The sequence below is a fragment of the Marinobacter sediminicola genome (assembly GCF_031157525.1).
GTDB lineage: Bacteria > Pseudomonadota > Gammaproteobacteria > Pseudomonadales > Oleiphilaceae > Marinobacter > Marinobacter sediminicola.
In genome coordinates this window covers 232,272-252,579 of record NZ_JAVIXR010000002.1, presented here as the reverse complement: position 1 = coordinate 252,579, position 20,308 = coordinate 232,272, and the positions used below count along the sequence as shown (strand labels likewise).

The 20,308-nt window shown below is 55.1% G+C and carries 19 protein-coding genes; 8 read left to right on the top strand and 11 right to left on the bottom strand.

What is annotated here, in order from left to right; translation table 11 throughout:
• Positions 1-3 precede the first annotated feature (3 nt).
• From RG807_RS03865 to RG807_RS03850, 4 genes are read left to right on the top strand one after another with little or no spacing between them, the layout of a single operon-like run.
• A complete protein-coding gene (locus tag RG807_RS03865) occupies positions 4-576 on the top strand; it encodes a hypothetical protein (RefSeq protein ID WP_309043706.1) in 573 nt (190 codons plus the stop codon).
• A 2-nt stretch (positions 577-578) separates the two neighbouring features.
• Positions 579-1,922, top strand: coding sequence for a phenylacetate--CoA ligase family protein (locus tag RG807_RS03860; protein ID WP_309043705.1), 1,344 nt, complete (start codon positions 579-581; stop codon positions 1,920-1,922).
• Positions 1,919-2,503, top strand: coding sequence for a nicotinamide riboside transporter PnuC (gene pnuC / locus RG807_RS03855; RefSeq protein WP_309043704.1), 585 nt, complete (start codon positions 1,919-1,921; stop codon positions 2,501-2,503). The genes RG807_RS03860 and pnuC overlap by 4 nt, the downstream gene beginning before the upstream one ends.
• Positions 2,476-3,510 (top strand): AAA family ATPase, encoded by a 1,035-nt coding sequence (locus RG807_RS03850; RefSeq protein WP_309043703.1) that lies wholly within the window; start codon positions 2,476-2,478, stop codon positions 3,508-3,510. Before pnuC ends, RG807_RS03850 begins: the two co-directional genes overlap by 28 nt.
• 15 nt (positions 3,511-3,525) lie before the next feature.
• Here the strand turns inward: RG807_RS03850 and RG807_RS03845 are convergent, their stop codons facing one another.
• The 4 genes from RG807_RS03845 to RG807_RS03830 form a co-directional block, all read right to left on the bottom strand.
• Positions 3,526-4,023 (bottom strand): acyl-CoA thioesterase, encoded by a 498-nt coding sequence (locus tag RG807_RS03845; RefSeq protein ID WP_309043702.1) that lies wholly within the window; start codon positions 4,021-4,023, stop codon positions 3,526-3,528.
• A gap of 31 nt (positions 4,024-4,054) precedes the next feature.
• Positions 4,055-7,354 (bottom strand): carboxyl transferase domain-containing protein, encoded by a 3,300-nt coding sequence (locus RG807_RS03840; RefSeq protein ID WP_309043701.1) that lies wholly within the window; start codon positions 7,352-7,354, stop codon positions 4,055-4,057.
• A 136-nt stretch (positions 7,355-7,490) separates the two neighbouring features.
• A complete protein-coding gene (gene trhA, locus RG807_RS03835) occupies positions 7,491-8,156 on the bottom strand; it encodes a PAQR family membrane homeostasis protein TrhA (RefSeq protein ID WP_309043700.1) in 666 nt (221 codons plus the stop codon).
• Between the two features lie 92 nt (positions 8,157-8,248).
• Positions 8,249-8,950 (bottom strand): Crp/Fnr family transcriptional regulator, encoded by a 702-nt coding sequence (locus RG807_RS03830; RefSeq protein WP_309043699.1) that lies wholly within the window; start codon positions 8,948-8,950, stop codon positions 8,249-8,251.
• A gap of 275 nt (positions 8,951-9,225) precedes the next feature.
• Between RG807_RS03830 and RG807_RS03825 the strand changes: the two genes are divergently transcribed.
• Positions 9,226-9,363 (top strand): hypothetical protein, encoded by a 138-nt coding sequence (locus RG807_RS03825; protein ID WP_309043698.1) that lies wholly within the window; start codon positions 9,226-9,228, stop codon positions 9,361-9,363.
• Positions 9,360-10,160, top strand: coding sequence for an energy transducer TonB (locus RG807_RS03820; RefSeq protein WP_309043697.1), 801 nt, complete (start codon positions 9,360-9,362; stop codon positions 10,158-10,160). Before RG807_RS03825 ends, RG807_RS03820 begins: the two co-directional genes overlap by 4 nt.
• On the opposite strand, the gene RG807_RS03815 is transcribed toward RG807_RS03820, so the two are convergent.
• Positions 10,161-12,128, bottom strand: a complete 1,968-nt coding sequence (locus RG807_RS03815; RefSeq protein WP_309043696.1) for a TonB-dependent receptor plug domain-containing protein — start codon at positions 12,126-12,128, stop codon at positions 10,161-10,163. It abuts the gene before it with no gap.
• 195 nt (positions 12,129-12,323) lie between these two features.
• Positions 12,324-14,006, bottom strand: coding sequence for a cytochrome D1 domain-containing protein (locus RG807_RS03810; protein ID WP_435404653.1), 1,683 nt, complete (start codon positions 14,004-14,006; stop codon positions 12,324-12,326).
• Positions 14,007-14,338: 332 nt separating this feature from the next.
• On the opposite strand from RG807_RS03810, the gene RG807_RS03805 reads away from it, so the two are divergent.
• Both RG807_RS03805 and RG807_RS03800 read left to right on the top strand, forming a co-directional pair.
• Positions 14,339-15,127, top strand: a complete 789-nt coding sequence (locus tag RG807_RS03805; RefSeq protein ID WP_309043695.1) for a CbbQ/NirQ/NorQ/GpvN family protein — start codon at positions 14,339-14,341, stop codon at positions 15,125-15,127.
• Positions 15,093-15,467 (top strand): hypothetical protein, encoded by a 375-nt coding sequence (locus RG807_RS03800; protein ID WP_309043694.1) that lies wholly within the window; start codon positions 15,093-15,095, stop codon positions 15,465-15,467. Before RG807_RS03805 ends, RG807_RS03800 begins: the two co-directional genes overlap by 35 nt.
• Before the next feature lie 162 nt (positions 15,468-15,629).
• Here the strand turns inward: RG807_RS03800 and RG807_RS03795 are convergent, their stop codons facing one another.
• The 5 genes from RG807_RS03795 to RG807_RS03775 form a co-directional block, all read right to left on the bottom strand.
• The gene (locus RG807_RS03795; protein WP_298449044.1) at positions 15,630-15,869 is read right to left on the bottom strand and encodes a cytochrome C oxidase subunit IV family protein; all 240 of its coding nucleotides are present in this window, start codon (positions 15,867-15,869) and stop codon (positions 15,630-15,632) included.
• Positions 15,870-15,881: 12 nt separating this feature from the next.
• A complete protein-coding gene (locus tag RG807_RS03790) occupies positions 15,882-16,466 on the bottom strand; it encodes a cytochrome c oxidase subunit 3 (RefSeq protein ID WP_309043693.1) in 585 nt (194 codons plus the stop codon).
• Between the two features lie 10 nt (positions 16,467-16,476).
• A complete protein-coding gene (locus tag RG807_RS03785; RefSeq protein WP_309043692.1) occupies positions 16,477-18,300 on the bottom strand; it encodes a nitric oxide reductase activation protein NorD in 1,824 nt (607 codons plus the stop codon).
• Positions 18,301-18,392: 92 nt separating this feature from the next.
• Positions 18,393-19,808, bottom strand: a complete 1,416-nt coding sequence (locus tag RG807_RS03780; RefSeq protein ID WP_309043691.1) for a cbb3-type cytochrome c oxidase subunit I — start codon at positions 19,806-19,808, stop codon at positions 18,393-18,395.
• A 10-nt stretch (positions 19,809-19,818) separates the two neighbouring features.
• Positions 19,819-20,268, bottom strand: a complete 450-nt coding sequence (locus RG807_RS03775) for a c-type cytochrome (protein WP_298449036.1) — start codon at positions 20,266-20,268, stop codon at positions 19,819-19,821.
• Between the last annotated feature and the right edge of the window lie 40 nt (positions 20,269-20,308).

Here is a 20,308-nt window from a genome sequence, read left to right as displayed (position 1 = left end):
GGTATGTCCAATTTGCAGACAGGTCCGGCCATGCATCGTTTGCATCAGCGCCTCTTGGCCTATCCTGAAGGTTCCGCGCCTCAGGGGCAGGATTTGCTCGCTTTGATGCACGATCTGGTCTATCTCCTTAGCCCTGAAGTGACAGGTGCGGAGTTGGCACCACTCGCCAGATTGCCGCAATGCCAGCCTGATGCGATTCCCGCCAGGCGGCCATCCACGCTCATCCTGATGCTCTGGCTGTTGACTGATCCAGTCTTCCAGAAACCCGTTCTGAACGCGGCAGAGTTGGTTGGCTTGTTGCTTTCCGCCGATACTCTGATGGCCGGCGCCTACCCGGACCTTCAGGACGAAGATCAGCGCGAAGAGCTCATTCGGCTGACTCTGAATGGGCTCCGCTTGAAGCCACAGGATGAAACCGATACTCAGGCCAGGGACCGTTTGCTTATGGTCAGTTCAAGTGAGCGCGCCCGGGTTATAGCCGCATCACGGGCCGCTGAAGAGAGGGCGGAGGCCATTCGCCAAGCCCTGGCCGAAAAGCGTGCTCGCGAAGCGGCTGACAAGTACACGCGCGAGTAATTATGAGCGTGCGCCATAGCATTCCAGCACCCTGGCTCGATAGCGAACGACTGCCTGGGCTAAACGGCCGGGCAGCAAGACGCTTGCGCCAGTGTATTGAGCACCCGGATGCCCCTTACTTTACAGGCCGGAGCGGCCACTGGTTAAGCGCTCAGAACATTCGGCAATTATTGGCTGATAAAGCCGCTTACCAAAGCCCCGGGCAACCATGGCTGGCCTCTTTTCTGTCTCGTTGCCGGCAGAAAGTTCCGCATTACCGCAATTACCCCTGGCATCTCAATCTTGATGACTTTCCATGCACAAATCGTAGTGACCTGAGCCGAAACATCGCGGCATTTGTACCTGATGACATTGAAGTGGGACAGCTCATTGCCTATGAAACCAGTGGCACTACCGGGCACCCACTCACGGTTCCATCACTTCCTCTGGTTGCAGCGCGCTACCATTGCTTTCACGAACGGATACTCGGTTGGCACGGTATTGACCTGCAATCGCTTCAGGGCGATACGGGTGTCATGCTGGTGGGCGACCAGCAACGCTGTTTTACCTATGCCTCGGTATTACCATACTGGCACGACAAAACTCTGCTTAAAATCAATCTGAACCCGGCCGATTGGCCAGAGCCGTGCGCCCGGGGTCGCTACATTGATGCCTGTAAGCCGTTGCTTATGACGGGTGACCCACGCAGCCTGAGCACTTTGCTAGGTATGGAGTTCGAGCATAAACCAGTCGCCATCCTGTCCACCTCCATGACATTACTGCAAGGCCTGAAAGACCGGCTGATTCGGCGCTTCGGATGCCCGGTAATCAATGTGTATTCGATGAACGAAGCCGGGCCCATTGCCGCCGATGATGGCAGCGGCCGGGGCCTGCGCCTTGTGCAGCCGACCATGCAGGTTGATGTTCTGAACAGAAATGATCAGCCGGCGGGCCCGCAGAATCGAGGAGAAATTACACTGACCGGTGGGTTTAACCACTGCTTGCCGCTGCTGCGTTATCGCACCGGGGATTATGCTTGCCTGGTGCGTGACGAGCAGGGGCGGTGTTATCTGCAGCAGTTGGATGGCCGCCCCCCTGTGCGCTACAAAACAGCTGATGGTTGGCTTAACAACGTTGATATCACACATCTGTTGCAGCCCTTTGGGCTGGCACAATATCAACTGCATCAGGATCAAAGGGGTGGCCTGAGGTTGCGCGTGGAGGGCGAGGTAGATCAGACAGCCCTGGAAAGCGCACTGGTTCAGACATTTGGCCCCGGTTATCCGGTATGTATTGCAGGTTACCGGGGTGCGACAGAAAAACTCATTCAATACACCAGTGACTATTCAGGAGCCCATGACGGATGACTGGCCTGACCTTACTCGAATATAGCGCCAATGGATTTTTTTTAAGCAGTGTATTTTTGGCCGCCCGCAATCACCGCCATACCTGGACGCTCGGAGTCATTGGCTGCGTGCTTTTTGCAATACTGTTCTATAAGGTCCAGCTCTACGCAGATGCTACTTTGATGATGTTCTATATCGGAACCAGCCTGATTGGCTGGCAGCAGTGGCAACGGGGTGCTCCAGCGGCTGAAATTCAGCGCACCTCCTGGCAGCTCGTTGGCTTGTTCGTTCTGGTCGCGGTTGCCACCATGCTTGGTTACGGTTACCTGTTATATCTGAACACGGATGCATTCGCGCCTTTTGCGGATTCGGGTGTTCTCACCTTCAGTGTTGTGGCGCAACTCCTGTTGATGAAGCGGCGCCTGGAAACCTGGTGGTTCTGGCTGCTAGTCAACACCATTGCCGTCCCGCTCTATGCCTCCCGTGGTCTGACATTGACATCGTTGGTTTATGCCTGCTTCTGGCTAAATGCCTGTTATGGCCTGTGGCGCTGGCATCAAGAGTTAAGGACATCATGTCAAAGCGTTTCCGAACCGGCCTAGTTGTCGGTAAATTCTCGCCCCTGCATCTGGGCCATCGTTACTTGCTTGCCAGCGCCCAGGCGGCTTGTGAGCGGTTACTGATCATTAGTTACTCAAGGCCGGAATTTCCAGGATGCACGGCAGATCTGCGTCGGCGCTGGTTAAACCGTTATTTTCCGGACAGCCAGTGCCTGGTTGTTGATGCTGTCGATGCACTAACGCTTGGGTTTGAACTGCCGCTAAACACCGCCAGTGATGCGTGCCAGCGTCAGTTCTGTGCGGACCTGACTGACCGCTGTTTCGGTTTGCCCGTGGACGCAGTTTTCAGCAGTGAGGACTATGGTCAGGGCTTCGCTGATTATCTTGCTGCGCACTGGCGGCGCCCTGTCTCGTCTGTCCTGGTTAACCGGGATCGAAGCTCCTATCCCATCAGTGGCTCAAAGTTGCGCGATTGCCCCGATGCCAGTTGGGTGGATAGCGAAGTGTATGCCGCCCAGAATTGCCAGAGAATTGCGCTGATAGGTGCTGAATCGACTGGCAAAACGACGCTCAGCCAGTGGCTGGCCCAGGAACATGACGGGGTTTGGGTTCCGGAGTTTGGGCGTCAGCATTGGCATGACTGTGGTGGTGTTCTGACATCGGCCGATCTGCTGACCATAGCTCGCACTCAGGTGGAAAACGAGAACCGGGCCGTAGAAGGTGCGCTGTTTGCTGGCAAGACCGTGGTTGTTTGCGACACAACACCCCTGACCACACTGATCTATCATAAGCTGATGTTTGATGAGCCACCTCCGGCAGAACTGGTGGCGCTCGCAGAGCGTCCCTATCACGCCTTATGGTTGTGCGCAGCTGACTTTCCAATGATTCAGGATGGCACACGTAGCCCGGAGTCTTTTCGCCTGCAGCAACAGGCTCTGTACCACTCGGAGCTGACACGACAAAACATGGCTCACCAGGTGTTAAACGGGCCGATTGAGCGGCGCAAGCAAAGCCTCATGTCCCTGAAACCCTCGATCCGGGAATATTGATTTTGATGTTTTTAATCAGTGGGCCTGCGGGGCTGTAAAACGCCCCGCGTGATCCACAAACAGGCCTTGCGCTCCCTTTTGCATGGCCTGTTTTACCGCTTCGGGGATGGCTATTTTCTCGAAGGTTTCAGGGTGAATAGCAACACCGATCATTTCACCTCTGGCCAGAAACTGTCCGGTTTCTGCATTTCGGAATTCTGTCGCCAGTGCAAACGATGTGTTGCCAAGGTGAGTAGTACGAACGGATATTTCCAGCGTATCGCGATAGCGAGCCGGAGCCTTCCACTCAATGGTCAACTTGACCACTTGATAGTCTAAAGAAGCCTCAAGGTTTCTCAGCTCAGCCCCCACAACATATAAAAACTCGGTCGCAGCCAATTCAATGTAATCCCCATAGCGGGCATTAAATACAACCTGCTGGGGATCGCATTCGCTATACCGAACCTGCATAAAATACCTGAACGGTTTATCTGCAGAAGGCTCTTGTTCAGGCATCTTCGGGGTTTTTGTCATTGCGGCTTTCCTTGTTCATAAAATAGTGGGCTTACCAGGTATCGACCATAGGCCTGCGACGGCCCTGCCTTGGCCCTGCTTTTTTCACGGATTTGAGCCCGCGGATAATCCAGCTTCGGGTTTCGAGAGGATCAATCACCGCATCAATCTCCAGCGAAACCGCCATGTTCAGGGCTTTGCCTTGCTCGTAGTGCTTGGCCACCAGTTTTTCGAAAAGCGCATTTTGTGCAGCTTCGTCACCCGCTTTCGCAAGCTCATTCTTGTAGCCCAAGCGAACAGCACCTTCGAGCCCCATGCCGCCAAACTCTCCGGTGGGCCAGGCCACGGTGAAGAAAGGATTGTGGAAGGAGCCCGCGGCCATACCCATGGCACCAAGCCCATAGCCTTTGCGCAGCACAAGGGTGAACACAGGAATCTGCAGGCTGGCAGCAGTCACAAACAGGCGGCTGGTGTGGCGAACCAATCCGGATCTCTCAGCCTCTGGTCCGACCATGAACCCCGGGGTGTCGCACAAGCTTATCAGTGGCACATCAAAGGCATCGCACAGCTGCATGAACCGTGCGGCTTTGTCTGAACCGTTGGCATCAATGGCGCCGCCAAGGTGTCTTGGATCGTTGGCAATGATTCCGACGGGGCGGCCTTCAATGCGGGCAAAGGCGGTGACCATGCCTGAAGCGAAATCTGGCCTTAGCTCAAGGTAGCTGCCGGTGTCGGCCAAGGTGCGAATCAATGCACGAATGTCGTAGGAGCGCAGGCGGTTTTCCGGAATGCTTGAACGTAACAGGCGTTGGTCGTCGCATTGCCAATCAGCGGTGGCACCCTGGAAATAGGAGATGAGCTTGCGGGCTACCTGAGCGGCCTCTTGCTCATTCTCTACCAGACAATCCACTACACCGTTGGCCACCTGCACAGACATGGGGCCAACATCTTCTGGCGCAAATACACCCAAGCCACCACCTTCAATCATTGCAGGGCCTGCCATGCCTAAACTGGCGTTGCGGGTGGCGATCAACAGATCACTGGAACCGGCGAACACCGCGTTCCCGGCAAAACAGCGGCCAGACATTATGGCAATGCGTGGCGCCAAAGCGCTTAACCTTGCGTATTGCAGAAAGCTGGGGGTGTGCAGGCCAGCGATCAGGGTTGCGTCATCGGTATCACCGGGTCGTCCGCCACCACCTTCTGTGAAGAAAATGACCGGCAGATGTTGCTCTTCCGCCACATGCAGAATCCGGTCAGTCTTGCGGTGGTTCATGGTGCCTTGGGTGCCGGCAAGCACAGTGTAATCGTACGCCAGCACTGCGCAGCGAGCCTGGTCTTCGCTGAAACTGTCACCGTTCACCGCGCCCACGCCCGTTACCAAACCGTCGGCCGGTGTGGATTGCATCAACTCCTCTGCTGACCGACGCTTGCGCTGGGCGGCGAAGGTGAGGGCGCCGTATTCCATGAAGCTGCCCGGGTCGCAGATATTGGCAACGTTTTCCCGTGCCGACAGCATGCCCCGCTTGTGGCGCTTGGCCATTACCTCCGGGCGGGCTTCATCCTGAGTCAACCGGTGGCGTTCGAAGCACTCTGCCAGATCCGGGCGTATGTGGTTCAGGTCGACCACTTTCTCCGCCGTCTCTATGTTTTTGGTGCCCTCGCCAGGCTCGATATAGGCAATCGCCTGGCCTTCGCTCACGTAGTCGCCATGTTCAAGTGGAAGACTATGAACACTGCCTGCAACGGAGGCTTGTATCTCATGCTCCATTTTCATGGCTTCAATAATGGCGAGGGTTTGGCCTTTGTGTACGCTTTCCCCTACCGCCACCAGAGCTTTGATCAATTGCCCTTGCATGGGAGCCAAGGCAGCCTCTGTACCTTCCGGGGCCTCTGTTCCGGGCTTGGTGTTATCGGTTTTTTGTGCCGGCCCAGTGGTGGAAAACAGGCGAGGGTGTTCCAGCTCGCACTTGGCAGCCAGCGCCGCCATCTGGTCGTCGACATAACGGGTATACACGCTGTTATCCGCAACATCGGATTGCGACAACAAAGCCTGCAAGAAGCTGATGTTTGTTCTGACACCTTCAACCCTGAACTGGCACAGTGCCCGGTAGGCTTTTCGCACGGATTGGGCGTAATTCTGTGAGCGGCTGTGCACAATAACCTTGGCTAACAAGGAGTCGAAATTAGGGTTGGTGGTGTACCCGTTGTAGCCGTATGTGTCGACCCGAACACCCGGGCCGCCGGGTGGTTCGAACACACTCAGCGTGCCGCCGCTTGGGCGGGTAGTTCCGCTGGCGTCGAGGGACTCCATATTGATGCGGCACTGAATGGCAAAACCGTTTGGTGCAGGGATATCGGTTTGCAGCAGCTGAAGACTCTGAAGGCTGGCTCCGCCAAGCACAGCAATCTGCGCCTGAACCAGATCAATTCCGGTGATTTCTTCGGTGATAGTGTGCTCTACCTGAAGCCTGGGGTTGGCCTCCATAAAGTAGAAGTCAGAACCGTTTGTGTCCACCAGAAACTCAAAGGTGCCAAGGCCTGCGTAGTTTACTTCCTGTGCCAGGCGTAAAGCCGCATCCAGCAATCGGTTCCGGGTGGTTTCGGAAAGCGTGGGGCTGGGGGCAATTTCAATCAGCTTCTGGTTGCGCCGCTGCAGGCTGCACTCGCGCTCCCATAGGTGTACGGCGTTTCCAAGGCCATCGCCCAACACCTGTACTTCGATATGGCGGGCGCGCTCGATAAGTTGTTCAACGTATAGATCGTCGTCGCCGAAAGCCGCTTTGGCTTCACGGGCGCAGGCGTGGAAATTGGCTTCAATATCATCGCCTGGCTGAACAATGCGCATGCCCCGGCCACCGCCGCCGGATATGGCTTTGATCACGGCTGAGGCATCGCCGCTCTGGTTGGCAATGAATGCTTTCACCTCGTCGAGAGAGGTGCGGCCTTGAGTGCCGGGCGTAATGGGCACGCCACACTTCTGTGCGAGCTGCCGTGCTGCAGCCTTATCCCCAAGCTGTTCAAGCGTGTTGGCATCGGGGCCGATAAACGTGATGCCTTGCTGCAGGCAGCGGCGAGACAATTCCGGATTCTCGCTTAAAAAACCGTACCCTGGGTGCAGGGCATCGGCACCTGCCTCAATCGCGGCCGCTATGATCGCCTCAATATCCAGATAGGCCTGAGCACCTTTACCGGGAAGCTTTATAGCCTGAGCCGCGTGTTGGATATGCAGGGATTGGCTATCGTCTTCAGAGTAGACCGCAACACACTCCAGCCCCATATCTCCGGCTGCTCTGGCGATTCGAATGGCGATTTCGCCGCGGTTGGCGATCAGTAGCTTGTTGAATTTCACTCACGCACCTTTTGTTCTGATTATCTTGTTCCGTGATTATGCGGTTGCCCAGGATTGTCTGGGCCTGGAAATAGCCAGCATAAATGAATGTGGATTCAATACATCAGAAGGGTAGCACGCTTATTAATCGCTGCCATCATGTAGCGTGAGGAAGGACACCATAATAGATGGCACTGAAATGACAGGCACTGCCGCCGATAACGAACAGGTGCCAAACCGCATGCATGTAGGGAATGCGGTCGGCCAGGTAAAAGACAACGCCGGCGGTGTAAACGATACCGCCAGCAATCGTGAGGGTTAGCGCGGTTTCGTTCAGGCTTGCCACCAGATCTGAGGAGGCAAACGTGATGAGCCAGCCCATGGCTATATAGATACCTACCCGTGCCAGTTTGAAGCGATTGGCGAAGATAACTTTCAAGACGACACCCGTTATAGCAAGCGACCAGATTATTGCAAAGAGCGTCCAGCCCACGGTGCCGCGCATGTTTACCAGCAGGAATGGGGTATAGGTACCGGCAATCAGCAGAAATATGGCGCAATGGTCGAGAGTTTTGAAGGCTTTTTTAAGCTCAGGCCGGCGTGAGCCGTGATACAACGCGGAGGCCATGTACAACAGAATCAGAGATGCGCCAAATATACTGAAACTGACGATTTTCCAGGTGTCGTTTAACTGCGTGGCGCCAACAATTAACGCAATGGTTCCGATTACGCTTAGCAGTGCGCCTATGCCGTGGGTGACGCTGTTCAGAAATTCTTCTATTCGCGAGTGCACAGATTTGGAAGAAGGTTGTAATGCAGTCATTGGGGTAAGGTCCGTGTTTTATCGTGGCAACACGGTACTTCAGCGTACACGTGTACGCAATGACTAACGGTAGCAGTTTTGCGAGCTATTCCTCAGTACTTTATCGCGCCGGTTTTGAGCCGGGAGAAGGTTGCAGGCACCACGCCCAGCCATGAGGCAAGCTGGTTGTCTGGCACACGTTTTACCAGCTCGGGGTACTCTTCAAGCAGCAATTGATAGCGTTCTTTGGCCGACATGGTGTGCTTACGGAACTCCCGCATGCTGGTAAGTTCTGCCAACTCTTCGGTGAGCGCCATGGCAAACTTGGGCCAGATGCCATCACCGTGAGAATGAATCGCGGCGCGGAAAGCCGCGAAGTCGGCAACCCATACGGTGGCGGGTGTGACCGTGGTGAGGCAAAGAGTGTTGCGTACCGTGCGGCTGCGGCCAAACACCGGCCACACCATATCGCCTTCGGTAAAGAAGTGGTGTATTGCCACTTTGCCACTGGGTGATTCCCGGAACAGGCGCATGATGCCGTGCTGAATCAGGTATACATTGGCCCAAGGGGTGTCGTGTTTTTCCATATCCGCTTCGGCATCGACCCGGCGTTGGTGAAACAGTCGCGTCAGGTCGCTTAAAAACCGTGCTTCCGGGGTGTCTTGCTTTTCGGTCAGGCGTATTCCAAATACGCGGCTCAGCCCGTTGAGCAAGGCCATTGACTGTGGCGCTGTCCCGTACTCGATGATGTCCGGGTTGTTTTCTCCGAGCATGCAGGGGGAGGAAGACAGTTCTGGGGTGGTGCTGCGGGTCATTGCGTAGTCGCCATTGGAATATGTGTCAATTATCCTAGCAGAGAGATGCTACAGGAAATGACTTAAATCATTAAGGCTTTTTCATTCACTCGATAATGACTTAGTGGCTGGTGAATTCTGGTCAGGCGGTTAAGATGGATTTCGTGTGGCGTTCGCGGTTGTGATACGCAATTTGAACGATCACAATTTGTTGAAATGTAACGGCCGGCAGGCAGCACAAGGCGGGTATCCCTGGCGGGTGTTGCTCGTTGAATTGAGCGCATCGGAAACACCTTATGAGAATTTCTCCGCCGACAGCCCGGCGCGACGTCAGTGGTAATGACAATCTGGTGTCGCTGATCAACATTATCTTCCTTCTGCTCATGTTTTTTATGATCGCGGGGCGTATTGCCGTAAGTGATGTGGTGCCATGATTCGTCATCGACACTGGGCTGTGGCCTTTGTTACCTCTGTGGCGTTGCACGCATTGGCGTTTTCGGTGTTAGTTCTTAAGCCTGATCAAGGCGCAGGCTTGCCTGGTCACTATGGCATTGAGGTGGAGCTGAGTATGCTGGGGGAAGGAGCGCAGGCCAGCGGAGAAGATAAGGAGCCGCAGGCGGGTGTGGCACCACCGGCTGAGCGGGCCTCCAAAGTCGAGCCTGAATCCGCACTAGAGCCAGAACCCGAACCCGAGCCCAAACCTGAGTCTTTGCCTGAGCCTGTACTGAAAACCAGACCTGTGCCGGCGCCAGAGCCAAAACCAGAGCCAGAACGGAAGCCCGCACAAACCTCAGCCGAGGTTGCAGGCAAGCCGATAGATGCCGGGATCAGCCCGGCAAATCCCGGCACTGGATCTGGCGGGAGCTCGGGCCCCGAGGGCGCAAGGTCTGGAGGTGGCAGCGCAGGTGACAGTGCCGCGAACGCAGGGGCCAAAGCCGCGGATGCGAGCAAATTATGGCAGGCAGAAGTGGCAGCGCATCTGGCACGCCATAAACACTACCCTATGCGTGCGCGGCGCATGCGGCAAGAAGCGGTAGTCACCCTGAGCTTTGTGGTTGCCCGTGATGGCAGTGTCAGAGCGTCTGAAATTACCGGGCTATCAGAGCACGCTGAACTGAACCGTGCGGTCGAGGAAATGCTGGAACGGGCCGAGCCTCTGCCCCGGTTCCCGGTTGATTTACCGGGGCAGGAGGTTCGCATGACCATTCCAGTTGAATTCAAACTACGGTAATCAGAAATTTAGCTGAGTACTCACGTAAACCGTCCGGCCCCTTTCAACATGGCGATAGTTCGGCGACTTGTCTGCCAGGTGCTCATCCCCAATGTTGTCAATGCCCGCGCGCAAGGTGACATCTTCGCCGAAGTCTTGGGCCACGCTGGCGTTCCAAAGTGTGTAGGCGGGCAGGTCGTCGGTGTCGGCACGGTATTGGCTGCCGGTGTACTCTGCGTTCAAACGGGCCGATAGACTAGCGGTTGCCTGCCAGTTCAAAAACGAGTTAAAGGTTCTACGTGGCCGGTACTCCAGTTCATCCCCGGTACCCAGGTCTTTGGTTCTGAGCCAGCCGAAATTGTTCTGCCAGGTAACAACAGGGTGGAGTTGCCAGGAAAACCCGGCTTCCAGTCCTGTAAGGCGGGCTTCGTCAACGTTGGCGAACTGAAATACAGATGTTTGTGGCGGTCTGGCTATAACAATTGGCTTGTTGATAATCAGGTCGCTTGCTTCGCTATGAAACACAGTAGCATTGAGACCTATAGCTTCGCCCTGCCAATCGATCGATAATTCATAAGAATCGATTTTTTCCGGCTTGATATCGCTATTGCCTATAAATTTGAAAAAGGGCACCGGTGTACTTTCATAGCTCGGTGAACTTTGCTTCAACGTTGGCGCACGGAATCCGCGGCCATATCCGCCCTTAACGATAAGCTGTGGTGTTGCTTCCCAAACCAGATAGGCGCGCGGGCTGGCTTCGCTGCCATAGTCTTCCTGGTGATCGTAACGCAGGCCTGCCGTCAGCAGCAGTTGCCCGGTCAGAGCGACCTCATCCTGCAAAAAGACAGCGGTATGATCAGCGTCGCTTTCGCCACCCTCAAGCTCGGTATTTTCAAGAGTTTCATGCCGTACTTCGGCGCCCACCGTTAGCCAGTGGTTACCAAGGGCGCGGCTGGTATGGGCATCGATAATTTCATCGGTAAGCGTTTGCGGGTCTGTGGCGGCTATGCCGGCTGTGCGCTCATTGCTGACCTCGACTTTGCTGCGGTAGGCCCGCATCTGGCTCACCCAGTTGGTAAACTCACCGTTCCAGGTTAAACCGAACCCGGATCGATCCACCTCGTAACGATTCTCATAATAAACCGGTGGTGCGGGTGGCCTGCTTCCTGCTTCGGCGTCAAATTCGCGTTCCTCGTTACTCATCGAGAATTGCAGTTCCAGTGATTGCTCAGGCGTAAGCTCCAGGAAAGCCGCAACGCTGCCGCGATTGGCCTTGCTGCCTTCGAGTTCACTCTGGCGGTTGTCTGCCGGATTCTGCGTTCTGTCCTGGCGTGACGTCTCCCCGGTAAAGCGCAGTCCCAGGCGCTCGGTAACAAGGCCCGAGGTGTATATGGATGCCAGTCCGCCGTTCACACTGTCATCACTGGTTTCACTGTTTGCCAGCGTTGAACCACGCAGCAACAGGTTGGTTTCCCATTCCTTGCCAGGCTTGCGGGTAATCGTATTGATGACGCCGCCCAGAGCGTCGGAGCCGTAGAGCGTAGACATAGGGCCACGGATGATCTCGATGCGCTCTACCGCCGACATAGGGACCCAGCCGTATTGGTAGTCGGCGTGGCCGAAGACATCATCACTGGCAGGAATACGTCCCCCATCTATGAGTGTGAGCACGTGCTTGCTATCCATGCCGCGCAAGGAAATGGATTTGCGCCCTATGCCACCACCCTGCGTGAAGGCAACTCCGGGCTCGCCAGCAACTGCAGACGGAAGGGAATCGGCATGGCGCGCGTCCAATTCTTCACGGGAAATTACCGAGCCGGAAGCCGGTGCCAAGCGCGTGTCAACGGGTGATAACGTGGCCGTTACCGAAATGGTATCTAATGTAATGGCCTCTGACGGTAGGGGTTCAGCAGCCTCTTGTGCCCACAAAACGGGGGCTGGCAACAGAACTGCAGCAAGGCACAAAAGGCCTGAATGGTTGTTGGTCACGGGTCGCACCAAGTTACTCAAGACGAAAGGTATGGTTTTGAAGCTCAACTCGCTATTCCTAATACCTGGTCCCAAACTCAGTTGGCAAGGCCAATACTGAGGGCCGGAGGACGGTTAATGCGGGCGGCTACCATATTCAGATACTGTTCTGGAGCCGCCACGTTCGCCAGCAAGCTTGCGCCTGCTTAACGTTTTCTAGTAGACGTCGTGCTGGGTGTTATAAACGTTGAACTTGCCAGTCGGAGTGACCAGACGTTCGTCGTCGATAACCTTCAGCAGTTTGCGGGTTTTGTCATCCACCACCACGATGGCTGACCTCTGCTCTTTGCCATTCCAAACAGAGAACCAAACCTCGTCACCTGCCACGTTATATTCTGGCTGAACGACACGCTTGGGGCCTTCGCCCAGGTTCGCCCACTCTGCAATCGGCAGTACTTCGTAGCCGCCTTCGAGGTTGTCGATGTCATACACCGCAACGCTCTGGCTGACGGATTCTGCAGGGTTCAGCGCCGTATCAACGTACAGGTTCTTAGACTTGGGGTGAGTTTTGATGAACAGTGAGCCGCCGCCCTGACCGTTGAGGGTGCGAACGACTTTCCAGGCTTTATCCGGATGTCCTTCGGGATCGGTACCAATCATCTGGATGGTGGGGTCGCCCAGGTGGCTGGTTGCCCAAACCGGGCCATGCTCAGGATCTACAAAGTTGGCGCCACGGCCAGGGTGAGGGATTTTCCCTACATCCACCAGGGCTTCCAGATTACGATCCTTGGAGTCAACAACGGCAATCTTGTCGGACTGGTTTGCCGCAGTCATGAAGTAGCGCATGCTGCTGTCCCAGCCGCCATCGTGCAGGAATCGGGCAGCATCAATGGTGGTGGTGCTCAGGCTGTCCAGGTTTTCGTAATTGACCAGCATGATCTTGCCGGTTTCTTTGATGTTAACAATGAACTCGGGGTGCGCATGGGATGCCACAATAGCGGCAACCCGAGGCTCGGGGTGATACTCCTGGGTGCCCACGGTCATGCCCCGGGTGGCCACGATCTTTTTAGGCTCCAGGGTTTGGCCATCCATAATTACAAACTGCGGTGGCCAGTAGGCACCGGCAATGGCGTACTCGTCTTCATAACCTTTGTACTTGGAGGTTTCGACCGAGCGAGCTTCCAGGCCAATCTTGATCTTGGCAACGGTGTCAGGATGCTCCATCCACAGATCAACCATGTTGATCAGCGCATCGCGGCCAATAACAAACAGGTAGCGGCCAGAGGCCGACATGCGGGAGATGTGTACCGCATAACCGGTTTTGATAATTTCCACGATTTCTTTGGTGCCGCCGTCAATCAGGGCAATCTCACCGGCATCCCGCAGAGTGACGCTGAACAGGTTTTGAAGGTCCAGCTTGTTCATCTGCTTCTTGGGGCGGTCTTCAGGTGCTATAAGCACTTCCCATGTGGCCTTCATATCGGCCAGACCCCACTCAGGAGGTGCGGGTGGCTCATGCATCAGGTACTTTGCCATCATCTCGACTTCAGCTTCACTGAGCTCACCCGAAGTGCCCCAGTTCGGCATGCCGGCTGGTGAGCCGTAGGTGATGAACATTTTGAGGTAGTCGATACCCCGCTCCTGGGTAACGTCTGGCGTCAGTGCCGAGCCAGTGGCACCTTTACGCAGTACCCCGTGACAACCTGCGCAGCGTTCGAAGAAAATCTTTTTGGATTTTTCAAATTCAGCGTCAGAGAGATCGGGGGCTCCTGGGGAGCGGACGATCTTGGCCGACTCCGAGTCAATGGGGCTTGGGGTGCCTTCGTATGCAGCTTCTGTGGAATCGGGATGGGTAGTTGCAGCGCTTGCATTCATCACGCCAAAAGACGCGACAGACATGGCAAGCACCAGTGGTTTTAATAGTGGATTGTTTGCTCTCATCAGGCTATCTCCTTGAATTAGAGTGCTATTAGGTTTCTCTTCTTTAGTCTGATGAACATTGATTAAAATCAGATGTATGCCATTTGATTAGTGGGTACCCACCCATGGGTATAACCAAAGAGTTGTTGTAGTAGAGAGCGTTTTTAACCAGTATTATAAATGCATTTAAAGGGCGGTAGAATCAATGCCTATCGCTGCGCCGAATGAATGAAAAACAGGTGCTTGCAGTTTTCCTGAATGGGTTTGCGGCTTTGCCAGAACTGATAGTCAGTAACAGAGGGTTGTGATACATGACGTTTTACCAGCCAGTTGGTAATGAAATAGAGCTGTTCCAGGCAGCAGCCGATAACGGCCTGCCGGTTCTTATCAAAGGCCCCACAGGCTGCGGTAAAACCCGGTTTGTGCGCTATATGGCGGAGAAACTCAATCGTCCCGTTTACACCGTTGCCTGCCACGACGACCTGACGGCGGCTGATCTGGTTGGTCGGCACCTGATAGGCCCCGAAGGCACCTATTGGCAAGACGGCCCCTTGACCCGAGCCGTACGCGAAGGCGGTATTTGCTACCTCGACGAAGTGGTCGAAGCCCGAAAGGACACAACCGTGGTACTGCACCCGCTGGCAGACGACCGCCGGGAGCTGCCCATAGAACGTACCGGTGAGCTGCTTACCGCTGCGCCCGGCTTTATGCTGGTGGTCTCCTACAACCCAGGCTACCAGAGCCTGCTCAAGGGCATGAAGCCCAGTACGCGCCAGAGATTCGTATCACTGAGGTTTGATTACCCCTCTGAGGAGGCGGAGCAAACCATCGTGACGGAAGAATCCGGATGCGACCGTGATCTTGCCAAGCAGTTGGTGAATCTTGCGACAGCCTTGCGCAACCTGAAAGATCACGATCTGGAAGAAGCTGCATCAACCCGGCTGCTGATACATACAGCGCTATTGATTCGCGCTGGCCTGCCAGCGGCGGAAGCCTGCCGCGCAGGCATGATCGAACCATTGTCAGACGACGAAGCAACCGTTATTTCATTGATGGAGGTGGTATATGCCGTATTCGGGCGCCCGGAAGAAAGCTGCTAGCGGGGCGATTGTTCCTGTTGTCTGGTATTTGCTGAACTTGTTGGCAACGCCGGTTATCGGTTTTTTGATTCTGCTGTGGTTGTTCATTAACAGCTCTGGAACCAACGAACTGCGTCGAGCTCATACGCGGGCGGCCATGTTCATGTCGCTGCTGGGCTTTATTCTGATCAGTACCGGGATAGCTCTAAGCTGGGTGTTCATCGGCGATGTGGGCCACTTCGGTACATTTGCTCTGGTATGGGCAATCGCGCTTCACACAGGGTTTGTATTGTGGGGAATGATTTCCCTAGCGCAGGCTATGTCTGAGAAGATGCCTTATTTCCCGGAGAAATGGCTCTAACTCCAATGTTGATGGCGTCAGGGAAGACAGCTTTCCAAAACTGTGCGGAGCCATGGATGGCGGAGCCAAGCGTACACGGACGTATTCACAGCGTGTTTTGGAAAGCTGTCTTCCCTGATGCCTTGCACGGTGTTTGATCAAAGCTTGGAGGGCTGACTCTCATCATGTGATCGTATGAAACCCTGCAACCGCAACAATCACCACCGGCGCCCAGGACTGGGCAATCATCCTCCACCCGCGTGGTGCATTCTTCATCTCCATGAAGTGATCTACCAGGAGCATGGCTTTCACAATCACCATTCCGAAAACCAGCCAGGCCAGAAACTCAGGCCCGATACCGGCCTTTAGAGCGATCACCGGCAAGGCCGTGCAAATCATTAAAGCAAAATAGACAGTCAGCATCCCAAGCCCTCCCTAGGCCAGTACGTAAATCATCGGAAACAACACCAGCCACACCAGATCCACCATGTGCCAGTATGAAGCGCCAGACTCCATGCCGTTCATATCCGAACCGTCGTAGTCACCGTTGCCGACTTTAACCGCAAGAATAACCAGAATGACCTGCCCCAGAATGACGTGCATGAAGTGAAAAAACGTCAGAAAAAAGTAGAACATGAAAAATGTGTCTGTACCCAGGTTGTAGCCCTGGCTGTAAAGGTTCACGTATTCGTACATTTTGCCCACGGTGTAAATGCAGGAAACCGAAACTGCCAGCCACAGCCGCCATTGCACACCCGAGTGCCTGTTACGGAGCTGATGGGCAGCCGTTGCGACGAAATAGCTGGCGGTGATCAGCGCAGCAGTATTCAGCAGCCCGATTAATGGGTGCAGCACTTCGCGGCCAGCGTGGAAGGTGGCTGGGTCCATACTGCGGGCAACGGCAAAGCCGATGAACATAATGCCGAATACCGCCAACTCGGCGAAAATGAAGATCCATACGGCGATGTCACCGGGAAGCTGGCGAGTATCGGTTTCTGGAGCAAGGTTAAAGTGAGTCATATCGCTCCTGTCATTGCGTGATATTCAGGTAGAGTTTCGGTAGCTGCAAGGGCAACTGTGCCGGGTCGCGGATGACCACGAAGTTGCTGCTGCCGAATACATAGGGCAGGTATTCGCTAGCCTCGTCATCAATGGTGACGCAGAAGGGGGTCAGCCCGGCTTTCTGTGCTTCCTGAACTGCCATGCGTGTATCTTCCACGCCGTAGCGGCCCTCGTAGATATCCAGATCGTTTGGCTTGCCGTCGGTCAGTAATAACAGGATTTTCTGATGCTCATGGCGCGTCTCCAGCAATTTTGTTGCCTGGCGAATGGCGGCACCCATGCGGGTATAAAAGCCCGGTTCCAAAGCCTGTATCCGGCCCCGAATGGTGCTGGTATAGGGCTCGTCGAAGCTTTTTAGATGGTGAAACCGTACATGGTCGCGGCGCCGGGATGAAAACGCGAACAGGGCAAAGGGATCGCGACTTGCCTGCAAGGCTTCACTGAGCAGTTGCAGGCCGTCACGGGCAACGTCGATAACACGCTGATGGTTGTTAATGTAGGTTTCGGTCGATAGCGATATATCCGCCAGTACCAGGCAGGCAAGGTCGCGCTGGCTTTGCTGGCAGCGGCGGAACAGCTTTTGGTCGATAATGCCCTGGCCGCGCCGGTGTTGTACTTCCCGTTCGAGGCAAGCGTCAAGATCCAGCTCGTCGCCGTCCAATTGCCGTTTTTGCCACTGTTTGAGTGGCTTAAGCGCGCTGAACTGCCGTTGCAGACGCTTGGCAGGTCGCCGCAGTGCCTCGGGAAGCTCTGCGGGCACAGCGTCCTTTGCGAGCAGTGGCTGAAGGCAGCAGAAGGCCTCGCGGTAGCTTTGGCTGCGCCAGTCCCACTCTGGCAAGTGAATGCCTGGGCCGAGGTGCAGGTCATCATGCTCTTCTGAGGGTAGATCCAAATCAAACTTGATAGCTGATGACGTTTCTTTGCGGTCGTTGGATACCGAGATCATGTCCATGTCATCTGCCACGGCTTCTGCATCTTCTTCGTCGGTATCATCCCCCGCCCGGTCAACCGGAATGAACTCAGTCCAGGAGAACAGGCTTTCTAACCGGAAGATCATCAAACCCTGATTGCGGTCAAACGCTTCTACCCGCTCTGCCTGCTTGCGCTTGTTCTTTTTGGTGAGGCCGCCCGGGCTGGATTGTGTGTCTTCATCGCCGGTTACCTGTCCGCTGGATTTTCCTTGCTCCAGAGCCGGGTAGAGCCAGAGGATGACAGGCCAGGGATCCGTGTCGGCAGGTGGCAGGGCAGGGACACTACCGGGATGAATCAGCGCCTGGCAGATGGCCTGTTCGCGGATGGCTTCCGGGTCGGTCAGGCTGTCCGGGTCAGGGCGCCAGTACAGAACATGCTTGACCAGACGCTGGTAAACATTTTCCAAGCCTGGCCAGCGTGAGAGAACATCCTGTACCAGAGCCTGGTTGCCGGTAAACCAATCACTGTCCGCTGCGGCCGGGGTGGCCGCAAGTGCAGCCAGCCAGATGTAGAGATCCCGGTTTAACTGCTTCGATGGGAATCGGGCAACTTTTTCAGGCAGGCGTAGGTTTTGGTCGTCCCGCCATGCCAGCTCAAATTTACGATGTGTTCCTGCAAGCTTGTGCAAGAATTTACGGCGCAGGCGAAAGTGTCGGGGTTCTGCAGTCACCAGGCTGAGCGCCGGGTCGCCTCCAAAGGCACGGAATACAATGCCCAGGCTGCGAGCTTCGTCTTTCAGGTAAACGGCGTGCTCGGGGAACTCACCCAGAGCCTGGCGAGTGATGTACTCATGCCATTTGTAGCCGACCCACTCTTCCATTTCGAGTTCCTTTTAGGCCCGCGGACGGACGAGTTTGCTGGAAAGCAGGGCCGGAAACGAGTTCCGGCCCTGTGGGTTGGAAGGACGTTGGTTTATGCGTCCTGAATAGCAGCGCCGCGAACTTCCTCGTCAAAAGACGCTTGTCCCTTGATAAAGAAGCTACCGAAATACACCACCAGACCCGCCATAAAGAAACAGCCTGCAATCATGCGTGCCCAATAGAAGAGTACGATGTTGTCCTGGGTAGCCATGAAGGACAGCGCTTCACCGCTTTCCGGAATACGCTGCAGCCAGATTTGCAAGATGCCCGCACCGGTCAGGAACAGCGTGATGAACACCATGGAGATGGTCATTAACCAGAAGCCCCACATTTCCACAACCTGGGCAGTATTACTGTTGCCGTAGGGTCGGCCGCGCATGATCGGCATGGCGTAGGAAATGATGGTGAGCACAATCATCACATAAGCACCGTAGAAGGCCATGTGGCCGTGGGCTGCAGTGAGCTGGGTGCCGTGGGTGTAATAGTTGATGGGTGCCAGTGTGTGAAGAAAGCCCCACACGCCTGCGCCGAGGAATGCCATTACAGCCGTACCCATGGCCCAAAGCATCGCTGCCTTGTTGGGGTGGTTGCGCTTACGCCGGTTGATCATGGTGAAGGCAAACAGCACCATCATGAAGAACGGCAGGGGCTCCAATGCCGAAAACACAGAGCCCAACCACAGCCAGTACTCAGGTGGCCCAATCCAGAAGAAGTGGTGACCGGTACCGATGATGCCGGTAATCAGCGCCATAGCGATGATGATGTACAGCCACTTTTCGATCACTTCCCGGTCTACACCGGTGATCTTGATCAACACGTAAGCCAGAATCGCGGCCATGATTAATTCCCACACACCTTCAACCCACAGGTGCACCACAAACCACCAGAAGTACTTGTCGGTGGTGAGGTTACTTGGGTTGTAGAAGGAGAACAGCCAGAGTACTGCCAAGCCGATCAGGCCGGTAATCAGTACAATGTTGACCACGGTTTTGCGGCCTTTCAGGGCAGTCATCATGATGTTGAACAAGAAGCCCACCACCACGAGGGCTATGCCTATCTTGGTAATTGTCGGCTGTTCAAGAAATTCCCTGCCCATGGTGGGCAAGAGTTTATTCATGGTGATGTCCGCCAAGGTGGCGTAATCCACAAACAAATAACCAAGAATGGTCAATGTGCCAGCAACGGCAAAGACCCAGAACAGAATCCAGGCAAGCAGCGGGCTGTATAGCTCGGTTTGTGCTTCTTCTGGCACCAGATAATAGGTGGCGCCCATAAAACCGAACAATAGCCAAACGATCAGCAGGTTGGTATGAACCATTCGCGCAACGTTGAAGGGAATTTCCGGGAACAGGAAATCGCCCACTACGTATTGCATGCCCAGCACCAAACCGAACACGATTTGGCCAGCGAAGAGCACCAGGGCAAAGATGAAGTAGGGCATGGCGACCCGTTGAGACTCGTATTTCATGTTTTCTCCTTTACCCTTCGATGTTTGGTGGCCAGCCGTTGTCGTCGATCTTGGATGTCCATTCGAGGAATGAGGACAGATCGTTGATTTCCTGGTCGGTCAGGTTGAATTGCGGCATCTGCCGGCGGCCGGGCACGTTCGTGGGCATGGCGTTCATCCAGGCGTTCATGTATGCCTTGAAGACGTCGCTGTCGGCCGCGCCACGACGGTCGAATACGTTGGCAAGTTCAGGTGCAAAATACGCACCTTCGCCCATGAGGGAGTGGCAGCCTACGCAGTTATTGTTTTCCCAGACGTGTTTGCCCCGGACAACCTCTTCGGTAAGCTGATCCCTGTTATCTCTTTCGGGCATAGCCCGGGATTGGGTGTCAAAAGTCAGAACCAGAAACAACAGGATGAAGAACGTGCTTCCTCCCAGATATATGTTTCTGGCCATGCTTTTGGTAAAGCGTTCGGCCATTGGTCTCTCTCCTTGGTCGTTATGGAATACCTGACTGCAT